Annotated in this window: 12 protein-coding genes; 7 read left to right on the forward strand and 5 right to left on the reverse strand. The window is 36.8% G+C overall.

Annotated features, from left to right (window positions below; all coding sequences use genetic code 11):
• Positions 1–6: 6 nt before the first annotated feature.
• From IAG46_RS12345 to IAG46_RS12365, 5 genes are all read left to right on the forward strand, one after another.
• On the forward strand, positions 7–651 hold the full coding sequence (locus IAG46_RS12345) for a hypothetical protein (RefSeq protein WP_190810651.1): 645 nt from the start codon (positions 7–9) through the stop codon (positions 649–651).
• 12 nt (positions 652–663) lie between these two features.
• On the forward strand, positions 664–1194 hold the full coding sequence (locus IAG46_RS12350) for an NADPH-dependent FMN reductase (protein ID WP_190810652.1): 531 nt from the start codon (positions 664–666) through the stop codon (positions 1192–1194).
• Between the two features lie 307 nt (positions 1195–1501).
• A complete protein-coding gene (locus IAG46_RS12355) occupies positions 1502–2035 on the forward strand; it encodes a nuclear transport factor 2 family protein (RefSeq protein ID WP_190810653.1) in 534 nt (177 codons plus the stop codon).
• A gap of 182 nt (positions 2036–2217) precedes the next feature.
• On the forward strand, positions 2218–2742 hold the full coding sequence (locus IAG46_RS12360; RefSeq protein WP_190810654.1) for a GNAT family N-acetyltransferase: 525 nt from the start codon (positions 2218–2220) through the stop codon (positions 2740–2742).
• Between the two features lie 10 nt (positions 2743–2752).
• Positions 2753–3877 (forward strand): serine hydrolase, encoded by a 1125-nt coding sequence (locus IAG46_RS12365; RefSeq protein WP_190810655.1) that lies wholly within the window; start codon positions 2753–2755, stop codon positions 3875–3877.
• 886 nt (positions 3878–4763) lie between these two features.
• Here the strand turns inward: IAG46_RS12365 and IAG46_RS12370 are convergent.
• The 4 genes from IAG46_RS12370 to IAG46_RS12385 all read right to left on the reverse strand — a co-directional run bounded on the left by IAG46_RS12370 (position 4764) and on the right by IAG46_RS12385 (position 7438).
• The gene (locus tag IAG46_RS12370) at positions 4764–5495 is read right to left on the reverse strand and encodes a cysteine hydrolase (protein ID WP_190810656.1); all 732 of its coding nucleotides are present in this window, start codon (positions 5493–5495) and stop codon (positions 4764–4766) included.
• A gap of 564 nt (positions 5496–6059) precedes the next feature.
• Positions 6060–6419 (reverse strand): VOC family protein, encoded by a 360-nt coding sequence (locus IAG46_RS12375; RefSeq protein WP_190810657.1) that lies wholly within the window; start codon positions 6417–6419, stop codon positions 6060–6062.
• 58 nt (positions 6420–6477) lie between these two features.
• Positions 6478–6621: a hypothetical protein gene (locus IAG46_RS12380; RefSeq protein WP_190810658.1), complete on the reverse strand. Its 144-nt coding sequence runs from the start codon at positions 6619–6621 to the stop codon at positions 6478–6480.
• Between the two features lie 31 nt (positions 6622–6652).
• Entirely contained in the window at positions 6653–7438 is a 786-nt protein-coding gene (locus tag IAG46_RS12385; RefSeq protein WP_190810659.1) for a helix-turn-helix domain-containing protein, read from the reverse strand.
• A 256-nt stretch (positions 7439–7694) separates the two neighbouring features.
• Here IAG46_RS12385 and IAG46_RS12390 point away from each other — a divergent pair, with 256 nt between their 5' ends.
• Both IAG46_RS12390 and IAG46_RS12395 read left to right on the forward strand, forming a co-directional pair.
• A complete protein-coding gene (locus IAG46_RS12390) occupies positions 7695–13487 on the forward strand; it encodes an ATP-binding protein (RefSeq protein ID WP_190810660.1) in 5793 nt (1930 codons plus the stop codon).
• Complete coding sequence (locus tag IAG46_RS12395; protein WP_190810661.1) at positions 13477–14526, forward strand: response regulator; 1050 nt, start codon at positions 13477–13479, stop codon at positions 14524–14526. The genes IAG46_RS12390 and IAG46_RS12395 overlap by 11 nt, the downstream gene beginning before the upstream one ends.
• Here IAG46_RS12395 and IAG46_RS12400 read toward each other — a convergent pair.
• The gene (locus tag IAG46_RS12400) at positions 14518–15270 is read right to left on the reverse strand and encodes a LytTR family DNA-binding domain-containing protein (protein WP_190810662.1); all 753 of its coding nucleotides are present in this window, start codon (positions 15268–15270) and stop codon (positions 14518–14520) included. The genes IAG46_RS12395 and IAG46_RS12400 overlap by 9 nt on opposite strands.
• Between the last annotated feature and the right edge of the window lie 29 nt (positions 15271–15299).

Here is a 15299-nt window from a genome sequence, read left to right on the forward strand (position 1 = left end):
TGAGGTGTGAAAGGAATTAGAATCATATCGGTAACAGTCATAATGGGTTTTGTAGGTGCGTTACAAGCTCAGTTTGCTCAATTGGAATTGTTCTCAGGATTTGAGAAAACAGACTTCACTTTATTCTCCAATTATTCTATTGATTCCAATAATACAGTAAGTATTGCTACCCTTGCTTTCTTTCAGAAATTCCGGGAAAAAGAAAATCAGATTTTTGATGAAGTAGGTGTACAACCAACTTTGTTTTGGAATATTAATGAAAACTTTTCTTTAGGACCTTCTCTATACTACAATAGTTTTGGGGGATTTTCAGAGAGACTTTCTGGTAAGTTCACCCTGAAAACTTCCAGCACTTTGTTGGTGGTTATTCCCACGGTAGCATATTCAGAAAAGAAAGATGCAGGCCTCGGCGAAATATTCGCTCAATTTCAAATACAAATACCACTGAGTAAAACAATCTCCCTGTGGTTAAATGGACAGTTCTTAACTGTTTGGGATAAGCTCAAATCGCATTCCAGAAGCTTCCAACAACTACGTTTTGGCACATCTTACAAAGGCCATCAACTAGGGCTTGGGGTCGATTTTGACCAATATGGGTCCAAACCCATTCAAAAATCCTCTTTTGGATTGTATTACCGCAAAACATTTTAAACTCGATATATTATGAAAAAAGTAGTAACAATTGCAGGCAGCAACAGTCAAAAATCACTCAACAAATCACTTTTAGGCTACACAACCAATCTTTTGAAGGAGGTAAAGACTATTTCTATCGATTTGAACGATTATATACTGCCTATCTATGGAGAGGACTTTGAAGCGGAGAATGGCATACCTACAGCAGTAAAAAGATTGGACGAAATCATTGATTCAGCAGATGGGTTTATCATATCATTAGCAGAACATAATGGCTCTTATGCCGCTGTGTTTAAAAACACCATAGACTGGTTGTCACGGTTAGACATGAAAATTTGGAAAGAAAAGCCTATGTTACTTATGGCGACCTCGCCTGGAGGAAGAGGAGGGGCAACCGTACTTCAATCTGCAAGCGCCTATTTTCCATTTCTAGGAGCAAAAGTGATAGCAACGTATTCGATGCCGTCGTTTTATGACAATTTTATAGAAGGTGAAATCATCGAGGAGCATTCTAGAAATGAGTTGGAAGATAAAACCGCTTTGTTTTTTGCAGCACTATAATGAAGACTATTGGGGCGAGCCTTTAGAAAAATATAGGTAAGTCCCTTTCTAAATTCTTCTTTCAACCTCAATATTAAATTTCGATTGGTCGTGCAATGTACTTTTCGAACAAATCATACTTCCGCTCGAATAAATGATTAGAGGTATATCTCAGCAACTTTGTGTCTAAATTAATCATTAACCTATTTATAATGAGTGTACTAACAAAACTAATCATAACAACTTGTCTCTCAATTATGACAGGACTAAGCGAGTCAAAGACATCGTACGATGACTCCTATTATTTAGCAGTTGAGGCACCTATTCATTGGGTAGTTTTAACGAAAACTTCGATACTACCTCAAATACCATTATAAAGGAGGAAGAACTAAGATTGGTTGATCGCAGATTTAAGGCATTCGTTGGTGAAGATGCGGAATTAAAAAGCAACAAAGAAGTTGTGCAAAACTACTTTAAAGCATTCCAAAGAGGAGATTTGGAGGTAGTGCTGCGCACATTTCACCCTGACTGCTATATAGTTAGTGTAAAGGAGGAAGAACGTTCAACGGAGCAACTTCATGGAATTTACCGAACACGTGAAGAGGCAAAACAATTTCTCAAGAACATAGTTACTCTATTTGACACCAAGGATTTTACGGTGGACACGGTGGTTGAAGCTGAAGGAAATATTGTAGTGTCCAAGGGAACATTTTCACACTTAATAAAAAGCTCAGGAAAATTGTTCAATAGCAATTGGGCACAATGGTGTTTGGTCGAAGACGAAATGATCAAGGAATATAGATTTTATGAAGATTCCGCGGCTTTGATAGAAGCATCAAACGTTGAATTTGCTGAGCCATAAAATCTAAAGCTATAGCTCACCAATTTGAGTTTTGGAAATACCTAGGTGAAGCCGGAAATTACTTTTCATGTGATGGTGGTTATTCCACAATTTCGGCGAAAAATTTAACTTGGCCGTCTAGAATATTTAACTTGGCAAATCCTGATATCGGACTACTGAAGCAAACAATCCAATTAAAAGGAATGCCCCATTCGATTGCTGTGGAAGAAGGAGATGGCATTGGGGAGGACATGGAAAACAAAGGTTTTCAAATAAGTTCTATTGTAGACGGAATGACTTTGCTGTTGAAACCTTCCATGTCGTTTTCAGCATCAAAGAACATTGACAGGGTCGGAAACCAAGAAGATATCAAAGTATTTACCAATATTGCTTCAGAGGCTTTTGGTTATAACATTTATCCATCTTCTCTTTCAGGACTTATTGGTGAAAACAGGACGACGCTGTTTATTGGGAGATACAAAGACAACTACGTAAGCTGTGGAATTCTGTTTTTGGATTCCAACAAGGATTCCGGGTTGCACATGATAGGGACAAGAAAGGGCTTCCGAGGTTTAGGTCTGGGCAAAACGATGACAGAGCATTTATTGTATCAAGCAACTAAAAATAAAAGCGAACAAGTGCATTTGGTGGCTTCAAAATTGGGTTCACCTATCTACAATAAGCTGGGTTTTCAAAACCGTGGGTATTTAAAGTCCTACGTCATTTAAGTAAGATATTATGAAATATATATTATTAGTCATGTTCGGCACTATGTTCTGCGCCAATGCACAAGATATCAATCAGTTATTGGAGAGTAAACTTGATTCCTCATCAGAGAACCCTGTGCATAGCATTTCCGTTTATGTAAAAACCAATGATAGCGTGATTGTAGACGAAGCCGTCGGACTGCGGCGAAAAAATGGAGAGAAAGCCAAGACTACGGACCTATTTAGAATTGCAAGTAGCACCAAATTATTTATAGCAACGATAATATTGCAACTTGAGGAAGAAGGTAAGCTCCAGCTTGAGGATAAAATGTATCCTTACCTAAAGGATATGGATTTTTTGCGACTGGATGACTTTCATTTTTATCAGGATTCGACGAATTTGAGCCAGAGGAGTACAAGTTTTTCGAAAGCAATGACCATAAAACAACTTTTATCCCACAGAAGTGGTCTGGCAGATATTTTTAATGATAGGCAGGAGGCTTTCTTCAGTATGGTTATGAGGGAACCTGAACAACAGTATCGGCCAAGAAACATTGTCAATTTATATTTTGAATACGGGCTCAACAAAGAAGCCAAATTCAAACCTGATGAAGGTTGGCACTATTCCGATATGAACTATGTGCTGTTGGGCCTATTAATTGAAAAATTGGATGAAAAATTATTGTCCCAGTCCATGCGTGACCGGATTCTGCATCCCTTAGATTTAAAGGACACTTATTTCGAGTTTTATGAGACAACTGAAACCAAGGAAAGTCGGATACATCAATATGTAGGAGCCATCAATTTCAATAGTGTGAACACTTCATTTGATTGGTCAGGGGGTGGATTGGTAAGTACGCATCAAGACTTGGCTACTTTTATGGAGGCTTTGTTCGATAACAAGCTGATCTCAGAAAAATCATTACAAAAAATGATAAAGGCAAAAGCAACTATTAAGGATCATCTGCCTTACGGACTTGGAGTTTATAAATCTATTTACAATGGAGAAACCTACTATGGTCATTATGGATTTTACGGGACTTACATTGGATACAGTCCAAGTACCAATACAGTGCTTTCATACTGCATTTCACAGGCTATGCCTTCTTTTTACGTTTATGAATTAGTTGATTCTTTGTTCAAAAATTTAAAATAGTCATTCTAAAATGTATTTTATAAATTAAAGAGGGGGTCTTTAAACATGGTCCTTTTTACTGGTCTCTTTGTCTGATGCCATAACCTTTAATCTACAGAGTCCCAAACACGGTCTCTTTTGGTAGTATTGTTAATTCTCTTTTATAGGACAGTTCGATGCTCATATTCTGTTTCTATAGCATTTTGATTTCAATTAATGTTAAACAACTTCATACTTTATGTCCAACATTCTCATTTTCTTTAAACTTTAAGAATCAATGAAATTTGCAATGTTTTAGATAAATATGGTTGATGTGAAAGGCACCCAGTGTTTACATTTTTTGTCCTGCCAGCAGGACGAGAAATGTAAAGCGAGAGGGTAGCACGGCAAGCCGGTGCTACGTTGTCCAATTTCTGGCCAAAAGGCCAGTGAAATTAGGGCTTTAGTCAGTTCATTCTCATGAATGAATTTTCATTTTTTTACTGTAAAAACCCTTGAAACCCCTAAAAACATTGAAAAAGTTTACAGTAAAAACAGAAAAACCACGAATAAAGAAATGATGCTTTTTTGGTTGGTTCAAGAACACAGTGAACTAACCGTTTTCCAATCAATGTTTTTTGTGAATTGGGTCAAAACGTCTCGAAAGCCCTAAAAAAAGAGAATAAAATTGATCCATTTTTGCTTTTAATGGAACTTTTGCCTCGCTCAGTAAATTAGTTTGTGTAAGGTTTGGGACGCTTGCAGCACTTCGCCTTGCTACGTTCGCCTCTTTGATTGTAAAACATATTTGATTTGGGGATACTATTTAGGATATATTGCTTTTTTATTGGGTTTGATTTTATAAAAAAGAACGGAGAAATTATCCCCGTCCCTCGATATCAAAATATTATCCCTTCAAAAATTTAATCTATCTAAAAAGAGCTTCAAATTCTTTGGTGGTGTATACGTGACTAGCCACAAATCTATAATTAATTTCTGCAGCTGTATTGCCATCGTAACCAGGCGCAACTGCGGAAGCAGTGGCATCCTTAACAACAGCTACTTCAAAACCATCTTCCAGTAGTTCCCTTAAATGTGATTCTACACAAAGGTTACCTGACATTCCTGCTAAAACAATCTTATCAATTTTCTGTTTTCTCAATTGAAGAGAAAGATCATTTTGTTCAGGACCGTATACTTTGTGCGGACCAACCACCGTAACAAAGTCCTTGTCGATGTACTTTTTATATCGGGGTAACCAATCGGCACCAGACCCTTCAAAACCTTTTTTGTTCAATTGATCCCCACGGTCAAACATACCTATGTCATGCATTAATTTTTCAAGTGCTCCTTCAAATTGCCATTTATGGTCATGTTCATAGTAATAATGAGGAGAAATAAATACTTTGATTCCATTGGCTTCTGCAATTTTGAACAATGTCTCCAAGTTTTCAACAGTGTTATTTTTCATAACACTTTCGCCAATAACACCCCATGTGACTCCTTGAGGACTTAAAAAGTCATTTTGAGGGTCAGTAATTACAATTGCGGTAGTTTCATCAACTTTGAATCCTGGGTCTGGTATCTGGGCACTCAATTTGAAACTTGAGCCCATTATTACAGCTAGAATTAATAATGTTTTTGTTAATCTGTTTTTCATTTTTCTTGATTTTACGTTAAACGATTATTTGATTTTCAATATGTTTTAAAGCGACATTTTATTGCGCTTTTGAGAACATGCCTTCGGACACATCCTAATTGTTATTTAATCCAAAAGTAGGCCGTATAACTGGCCAGAATTGTGCAATCTTGGCTGGGATGTTCTATTATCGCTCTTTGATTATTGACTCTTTGATTTCGAAGTCTGTAGAGGTAAAAATGGCAAATCACCTAAGGAGATGTCCAAAGGTGATTTTCATGGAAGGGAATTAATTAGGGTAGGAAGTTTTGTAGAAGCTCGAGATTAAAATGATTATTGCTATTTTCAAACAAACCAACCATTTTCGTCACAATAAAATTCTGATTGGGCACTGTGATCACAATAGTTGTTGTTATTGTAATTCTTGCTTTTTCGATAGGATTTCTTCAACCTACTGTGAAAATATGTTGCTAGGCTGTTTGATATTGTATTTATGATATTCATGGTCTTTTATTTATAAAGTGAACAGGTTCTTATTGCGCATATAGAATGGTAATACTATCATATTTATAAGCTAGGGGAAGCTTAGGGCCTTTCACTTATTTCCAAGTTATTTCCTTCTGAATCCTGAAACCAAGCAGACAAGCTACCGTCGAGATTGTAGATTTTTTTCCCTTGGGATTCAAAAAACTCCACACCCTTTTCTTCAAGCTCAATTATAGCTTCTTCAATGTTTTCAACAGTAAAACTAATAGCGGTATGTTCTGCCTTGTTTTTATCGTTTCTTTTATATAGAAGAAACTTTCCATTCCCTTTCTTGGCCCAGTACATATCTAAGCTTTTGCTTAGCAAATCCAGTGTGAAGCCAAGCGTGTTCCCATAGAAATCTTTAGCTCTAATCACGTCATTTATGGGAATTGCTGCTACTATCTCATTGATTTTCATAGTTATAAATTCTTTGATGATTAAGTTCTTTATCCAAACAATCAGTTTCTATTCGAGTCTAATTCAAACAAATGATCCAATCGGATTTTGATTCTTCAATATGACTTTTAATCCGGTTCATGAGCATGGTAAAATCCTCTTCAACATTGACCATTTTGAACTTGTTTTTGTTCATTTCGCGACTGTTTCCATAGTACTCCATATCCTCTTGTTTAATAGTTGACCACATAGGATTATGATGCAGCAAGCGCCATTTGCCGATGTGCTTTCCTGAATCTCAAAGGCGTTATTCCATAACTGCTCTTGAAAAGTTGGGTAAAATGACTTGCATTGTCACAACCAACACCCATGCCAACCTGGATAATATTGTCTTCAGAGTACAACAACAATTCTTTTGCGCGCTGCATCTTCAATCGTTTCGTAAACTGTTGTGGGGTTTCTCCTGTAGTCCTCTTGAACATTCGAATAAAATGGTGGACACTTAACTTTACCAATGATGCCAAATCCGTTGTACTTATTTGGTGATCTATATTTTCAGTGATATGATGCTTTATTTTCTGCATCTGGAATGGGGTTATGCCCATCTTTAGTTCATCATTGTTGGAGAGATTCCGTGAAGTCTGTTTGACCAAATAGTCAGCTATGGTGATCACCATATTCTCCAAGTACCATTTATCATCGTAAGGACGGTATAAAAGCTCTTGAGTTAAGTATATGGCCAATTGGTTGCTTAGGGCATCATCTAAAAAAGATTGCTTTTGAAAGCTGTTATAATTAAGATCCAAGTCCATCTTACCAAATACACCATTGTATATTCCTAGGACTAAAGGTCCTTCTGTGGTACGGGCATCTGCCACCTCCAATTGAAAGATAAATTGATAATCTTTATTGACTGCATTGGATTTTTGCCCATTTCCCTGATTGTTTATTAGAAATAGAAAAACGGATTTCCTGTGAGCCAATGTTCTTACTGTTTGCTTCTCCTTTATAATCTCTTTAAGTTTCTTTACGTATTCCATGGTAGTAGATTTATTGAATGTCTGGTTTATCGTTTCATTGATTCAAAACTAGTATAGCTTTAAGGGCATTCCCAGTGGAAGTATATAAGCGTAGGCACTTTTCTAATAAGCGTAGGATCTGGCGGAAATCATTTGAAAAAGAGGCAAAATGAGATCATGATCGCTCAAAAACGATCTTCTTAACGTAGCTGTTAAACTTCTTAACGTACCCTAGTTTTATTATAAATTCACTACTTTGAAGTCTAAATGAAAGGCTATGATAGCGCCGAAAACACTGCATGTGGATCTAAGGAAAGATGTTCAGTCCAACAGGTATTTGGTCGAAGAAAATCTGAATGAAGAAATTGATCCGCATGTAATACAAGAGCTGGAGAATTTTGGCTTTTTTGAATATACTTCTATCCGGGACATTGCTATTTCCGACGGTCATAGACTTTCCTATACTATACCTGTATCCAAAGAAAATTTGTTTTCAGCTCCTGAGAATAAATCTGAATTCAGCCGCTTTTTGAATTTGGCATTATTGGTGACTAAATCAATTTCCGCTGTTCATCAAGCTGGGTATTGCTTTGGAATTATGCATGAGGAACGTTTTTCAATTGATGAAAACGGGAATCTCATCATTATTGGTTTAGGCGACATTAGAAAAGGATATAATAGTCTAAGTTTAACGGAGCACGGCAAATTGGCCTATCGTTATATAGCGCCGGAATTCAATTCAAGGACAAACCATAATCCAGACTATAGAGCTGATTATTATGGCTTGGGCATATTATTGGATTTTTGGTTGACGGGCGGTTACTTCGTTGATGGGGCTGATGTCCAGGGCATAATGCATCAACACTTGACCAAGAATTACCAAGCATCCAAAGATTGTCATTGGAGCAGTACAGGGATTTATGAGATTATTTCGGGGTTGTTACGTAAGAATCCATCCGAAAGATATCAATCTTCCACTGGCATTATTAAGGATCTAGTTACAATACAAACACATTTAGAGTCCAGCGATCATCCAGAATTATCCGAATTAAGTGTGAACCATAATCCAGGAGCATTAAATTTAGATACATTTCTATACGAGCGCGATAGAGAGTTGGCTCAATTGACCGAGTGTTATGAAGAAGTTCGAGAGGGTGCGGTTTCCATAATATTTATTGAATCTGACGAAGGATTGGGAAAAACAAAACTGGGCAATCAGTTAAAAGATATTGTTTCAGATTCAGAGGCATCATTCTGTTATGCTTGTTCCGATCAATTTCAATCATCAGATTATTTAGCTTTTCACTTGGCATTCCAGGATATAGTAAGGAGAATTTTGATGAAAACCGGTCGTAGTCATTCAGAATTAAGTGAAATTTTTGAAAATGGGGTCGGAACTGACCTCTCGCTTCTGTTTGATGTGATACCTGATCTAAAAGAGTTAACAGGGTTCACGGACTCTCCAGAAAAATTAAATCCAATAGAAACACAAAATCGTTTTTTAAATGTGTTTGTGAGATACTGTGGCACATTAGGTCAATTGGGATTAAAACGACTTCTGTTTTTTGATGACGCACAATGGTGTGACGAACCATCATTGAACTTGATAAAGCACCTGATAAATTCACAAATCTCTGGTGTTATGTTCATGCTTTCCTATAACAAGACACATCTAACGGATGATCATCCCTTGCTGCGTTTTAAAAATGAAATTTTAAAATCCGATAGGCATTCACATACAATTGAACTGAAAGAGCTATCAAAATCCGCTACGCGAAAGATGGTGTCAGCAATGCTTTCCGAACAAAGTGAATCCATCCGGAATTTGTCAAATATAATTCACAACAAAACCCATGGGAATCCCCACCATATTAAAAACTTGGTTAAATCGCTTTACGACAGCAATATTTTATATTTCAATCGTGAGGGAAATAAATGGGATTATAGCCTGGGCCAAGTAAAATTGCAGGATGTAACGGAAAATGTTGTCGGAATTGTTGAGCATCAAATTAGACTACAATCATATCAAGCTCAGGTACTGTTAAAAATAGCAGCTTATAACAATGGCATATTTGATATGTCCATGCTGTCAGAAATCAGTGCTACCTCTCCTCAAATTATCAATTTGCTTCTAAATGTTTTATCAGAAGCAGGGTTGTTGACTAAATTAAATCCCAGTCATGGCCCTTTTGTTTTCAATCATAAAAGAATTCAAAAGGTTGCACTAGACTTAAAAATCCCCGGGTTTGAATACAATGGTGATCAATTACACCACAAAATCGCCTTGTATAAACTTCAAAACAGCGGCATCAAGCACTCTGTTGAATTGAATCAACTTGTGCAACATTTGATAAATTCAAGGGACCTACTGACAAGGCATACAGTAGAGAAATCAATGGGATTGATAGTGAGAGCGGGAAATCTGGCCAATGCTTCCAACTCTTCGTATTCTGCGAAAGTGTTTTTGGAATTTGGATTGGAGCTGGCAGAAAAATTTGGGATTCCAACTTATGAATTTGAATTACTCTATGGCTTAGCCAAAGCGTATTTTCTGATGAACGATTTTGAACAAGGAAACAATTTAGTGTTTCGTGCAAAGTCCTTGGCAAAGGATAGAAGTGAAAAAATCAAATTACTTCAATTGACGCTTGATTTTTATGAAGCCTTTGCACTATATGAGGAAAGTATAAATGTTGGTTTCGAGATACTTGCTTTATTGGACGTTCCGTTTGAAGAGAAAATCTCTGCCAATAGCAAAGATCTAGCTCATTTAATTGACACTGAGTACAAGGCTTTTAGGAACACTGCCGGGGAATCGGATACGTTGGAAGATGATTTCAAGGAACGGATGAGTGATGAATCTGATATTTCTCTAATGAACGTTTTGGCAAACATGTCAACATCTGCAGCCTATGTCAACAAAGATTTATATATCTGGACGGTACTTAAAATGTCCAATCATACCATAAATAAAGGACTGGCCGATTCATCATCATTTGCTTTGGTACACTTGGGCTCGCTGTTGATACACAAATTTGAAGAATTCAATTTGGGAATCAAGGTTGCCAAGGCAGGATGGAATATCTTGGATCAATTGAAATCGGACAAATATGTTAACCGAACAATTCTATGTTATTATGATCTAATTGGTCATTTCAATGAGCCTTTTTTGTCACTTCAGCAAGAATTGGAAAAGAGGGTGTCCACATACGTGAGGTCCGGGGACTATCTATCCTTAAATAAGCTGTGTAGAATTAGTGTTAGAAATCAGCTCTTGTCTGGAACTGCCTTATTTGATGCGTTGAACAATTGTGAAAGAGCCATCGAAATTATGCCTGTAAGTTACAGTGAATGTTTTGGGGCTCAATTGACGCTGATCAGGAATGGCTTGACAATTCTGCAAGATGAGAATGATGATGAAATTGAAGTATCCGATAGAAAAGCAGTTGACTTATTATTAAAAAAGAAATGTTTCTTTATTCTAGCCGAGCAATATGTTTTTAAGAGTTTAATTTATTGCCTAAAAGGGGATTACGAAAAAGCATTTTATTTATTGAATGCAAATGAAGAATTCATTGGGTTGACCACAACTCAGCCCCAAGCTGTTAGGAACAATGTGCTTAGAGTGGTCTGTCAAATGATGTTGGGAAATTCTTCCAAAGAAAATCTGGTAAAAGAACTGGATACAATCCAAAAATCAATGAGGCCATTGTCGGAAAAAATCCCGGAGAATTTTAAAGCCGAATATGAACTTGTTTGCTTTTTGATAAGTCTGTGCAAGGATGATTTCCGAACAGCGGTTATAAGACTTGAGGAAGGATTAAAGTGGGCGGAAAAAGGTGGTCTAATAAGTATAAAGGTGTTGTTATGTCATATAGGCAACAAATTAATGCCCCAAGAAAGTTTTGGTTTTTTGACAAAGTATTTACGGCGCGAGATAAAGAGGGTCTATAAAGATTGGGGAACATTGATCCAGGCTGAAAATTCAAGTAAAAAACCGCAAAACCTTATTCGAAAGGAACAATCTGCACTTGCAAGTTTTGATACTCAGAGTCTTTTGAAAGCTACACAGGCAATTTCCGCAGAAGTGAACCTGGAAAGCCTTGTGCAGCAATTATTGAATATTGTAATGGAGAATGCGGGCGCAGACAAGGGTGCTCTCATACTTATTAAAAATGACACCCCTTATCTAGAATCCATAGTTAGTACTAATAACAAGAAAGCTTCCGATTTTTCTGAAATTGAATTACATGAATGTGACGAATTGCCTGTTAACATTATTGAGCATGTAATCTCCACAACCAGGGAGCTTAGTATTGATGATATCAAGAAAAACAATTATCCTGAGGAAAGTTATTTTAGAAAGAATAGGATATCCTCTTTGGTCATTTTACCATTATTGAAGCAAAAAGACCTTGTAGGGGTACTTTATTTAGAAAACAGTCAAGTAAAGGGATTATTTACGGAGGGAGACCTAGAAGTGCTTCGAATTATTGCTTCGCAAGCTGCAATTTCAATAACAAATACGATGCTCTACGAGCAATCCATGGAGTTGAATCAGGAACTGTCTGCATCCAAAGAGGAATTGGGTAAAGTAAATGAAGCATTGGAAGATCGTATCAAAATAAGAACTGAGCACTTACAGCAGGAAATTGAAATGAGAAAAAAGGCAGAAAAAAATCTGCTTTACGCAAAGAACGATGCAGATAATGCCAATACTGCCAAAACACAGTTTCTTGCCAATATGAGTCATGAAATAAGAACACCACTCAATGCTATTGTTGGTTTCTCGCAGATTCTTTTAAATCAAAGCAAGGATTTGGAATTGACCCAGAAGTTTGAACGATACCTCAGTAATATTCATCAAAGTGCTGAATCACTTTCAGAAGTAATCAATGATATTCTGGACCTTTCCAAAATTGAGGCGGGGAAATTTTCTCTTAGCAAGGAAGATGTCGATTTGAATCAAATTGTTACTTCTGTGTGCCGAATCAATAAGGGTATAGGTAAGGTAAAGGAAGTCAGTCTCATAAGTAATTTCAATTCAACCGTACCCAAACATATTCATACAGATGGCAGCAAGCTTAAGCAAATATTGATGAACATAATAGGTAATGCCATCAAGTTTACACCCGAAAACAAGAATGTATATGTAAACGTCCAACATGAAGATTCCTGGATTGTGTTTTCTGTAGAGGACGAAGGAATAGGAATCCCTGAAAGTCAATTGCAACAAATCTTCAACCCATTTATTCAGGCAGATGCGGGGATTAACCGAAAATTTGGGGGAACCGGACTTGGTTTAACCATTACGAAGAGGTTGGTGGAAATATTAAATGGAAGGATTGAAGTTAAAAGTCAGGTTGAACAGGGTACATCATTTAAGATTTATCTACCCTATGAACAAGCTAAAAACTCATGGGTTGATGAAAAAGAAGCTTCAATTTCTAATTTCAAAATTCCTGATTACAAAAAAATCCTTGTGGTGGAAGATAATTCCATGAATCAAGAAATGATCCGAGCACTTTTCGCTGAACTGGGGTCAGAGATAATATTGGCAAAAGACGGTGAAACGGGAATTAAGATCAGTGAAAAATACAATCCTGATATTGTTTTCATGGATATACATATGCCTAACATGGATGGTTTTGAAACGGTAAAACGAATTCGCAAAATGAACAACAAAATTCCTATTGTTGGTCTTTCGGCAGATGCCTTTACGGAACACAAGGAAATTGCTCTCAATTCTGGATTTTGCGATTATCTTACCAAACCGATTCAGTTTCCTGAACTGGTTAGGGTATTGAAAAAATTCCTGGTTGCGGATATCGATAAAAATAAGAATCGGGCAATTAAAAAATTGAGTGAAGAAGAAAGGCGCATTATGGATGAGGCATTCCAATCACTTGGTCAACTACCGATTTTTGAAACAGAAAAACTGGTTGTAGCCGCTGAACCTTTAAATTCAATCATGCCCCCGGATGAATTCAATAAACTTGAAGAAGCAATCTACTCGGGCGACGATGAAGCATTGAGAACACTCATATCAAATACAATAAATGCCCAATAACGTTGCTAACATTTTAGTGGTCGACGATAACCGTCAAGTCCTTGAACAGGTCAATCACGTATTGGCCGAAGAAGGATTTAGCATCTCGTTTATACCAAAAGGTGAATTCCTTTTCCAGCGACTGGAGAGGCAACACTTCGATTTAATATTGCTGGATGTGAACTTGCCTGGAATCAGCGGCTATGATTTGTTACGGGAAATTAGAAAGCATCCGAAGTATAAGGATCTTCCCGTAATAATTATAACTGGTGAAGATGAAGACACCACTTTAACCAAATGTTTTGCCTTAGGAGCACAGGACTATATAAGTAAGCCGATAAACCATCTGGTTCTTAAGGTTCGGGTTTCATCTGTGATTTCTGCTTCCCGTTTTCACCAGAAGCAGATAAAAAGTGAACGGGAAGAGGCATTACAAGCACGAATGAAGATGTTGTCTTCACAAATGAATCCACATTTTATTTTCAATGCGCTTTCATCAATTCAGGAATTCATTCTAACAAATGAAACAGAAAAAGCAATAGATTATGTCTCTGAATTTGCTGGATTAATGAGGCAAAACCTTGAAAATTCTTTGGTGCCATACATTACCTTGAAAGAAGAACTACAATTTCTTGAAACCTACCTGCGATTGGAACGCACCAGGTTCAACAACTCATTTGATTTTGAAATTATTTTGGATATCGATGATTATCAAGACTTAATGGTCCCTCCAATGATTATTCAACCCTATTTGGAAAATGCCATTGTCCACGGCCTTAGAAAAGTTGACCGAATTGGAAAATTAACATTGTTGGTCAAAGAAAAAGACAATAGGATACTATGTATAATTACCGATAACGGTATTGGGAGAAAGCAAGCTGAAAAGATCAATCTAAAAAAGCATAAATCCATCGCCATGTCAAATATAGAAGCTCGGCTGGAATTGCTTAATCTCGATGCAAAAATGAAAGAATTTAAGGTGGAAATTGATGATATTTATGATTCTAATACGCCTGCAGGAACAGCAGTTTCACTATGTTTCCCTAATGATCTACATTAACCTTTTTAGAAATTTGTCCTTTTTGCGAACGGAAACATCAACATTTGAACCGTCTTTCATAATCACATAACCTCCTTTGCCTTTAACATATTTTGAAATGTGATCAAGATTGATCATATGGGATTTATGTACCCTGAAAAAATTGCAGGATTCCAGCATGCTTTCAAACTCACCCAATGGTTTGGACACTAATATTTTCTTTCCATTTTGAAGGTAAAAATTTGAATATACCTGATTGGCCTCCACCCGGATCACATCTTTGGCTTCAACAAAATCAATTCCCTCAGAAGATCTTAAGGCAATTTTTGTTAAACTCCTATCCTCTAGTTGAATATTGGATTTTAGTGCCTGTATTTTCTCGATGTTCTCCCTGTTTTGTTTTGCAAGTACCTTCTCCGCTCTGGTAACCGCATTTTTTAACTCCTGAATGTTGATTGGCTTTAATAAATAATCCAGTGCCGCATATTTTATAGCATTTATAGCATACAGGTCAAAGGCCGTGGTAAATATTACCTGAAAGGGGGGTTCTTCAAAGTGATCAAAAATTGTAAAGCCATTACCTCCTGGCATTTCAATATCCAAGAATACGAGCTCCGGCTTGTTCTGTTCAATTAGTGGAATCGCTTCACTTATGGAATAGGCATTTCCTACAACAATAATTTCTGGACAAAAATTCTTCAGCATTTTCCCAAGAACACTATGATGACGTTCCTCATCATCCACTATAATTGCACGTATTTCCACCAAATTTGACTATTTGAATTTTTTATTTC

The organism is Flagellimonas sp. S3867 (genome assembly GCF_014698935.1).
In the GTDB taxonomy this organism is placed as follows: Bacteria; Bacteroidota; Bacteroidia; order Flavobacteriales; family Flavobacteriaceae; genus Flagellimonas.

Bases quoted from the DNA above. Each gene is read 5' to 3' on its own strand.
- IAG46_RS12350 (WP_190810652.1), top strand. From the start codon at position 664: ATGAAAAAAGTAGTAACAATTGCAGGCAGCAACAGTCAAAAATCACTC.
- IAG46_RS12360 (WP_190810654.1), top strand. From the start codon at position 2,218: ATGCCCCATTCGATTGCTGTGGAAGAAGGAGATGGCATTGGGGAGGAC.
- IAG46_RS12365 (WP_190810655.1), top strand. From the start codon at position 2,753: ATGAAATATATATTATTAGTCATGTTCGGCACTATGTTCTGCGCCAAT.
- IAG46_RS12370 (WP_190810656.1), bottom strand. From the start codon at position 5,495: ATGAAAAACAGATTAACAAAAACATTATTAATTCTAGCTGTAATAATG.
- IAG46_RS12375 (WP_190810657.1), bottom strand. From the start codon at position 6,419: ATGAAAATCAATGAGATAGTAGCAGCAATTCCCATAAATGACGTGATT.
- IAG46_RS12380 (WP_190810658.1), bottom strand. From the start codon at position 6,621: ATGGAGTACTATGGAAACAGTCGCGAAATGAACAAAAACAAGTTCAAA.
- IAG46_RS12385 (WP_190810659.1), bottom strand. From the start codon at position 7,438: ATGGAATACGTAAAGAAACTTAAAGAGATTATAAAGGAGAAGCAAACA.
- IAG46_RS12390 (WP_190810660.1), top strand. From the start codon at position 7,695: ATGATAGCGCCGAAAACACTGCATGTGGATCTAAGGAAAGATGTTCAG.
- IAG46_RS12395 (WP_190810661.1), top strand. From the start codon at position 13,477: ATGCCCAATAACGTTGCTAACATTTTAGTGGTCGACGATAACCGTCAA.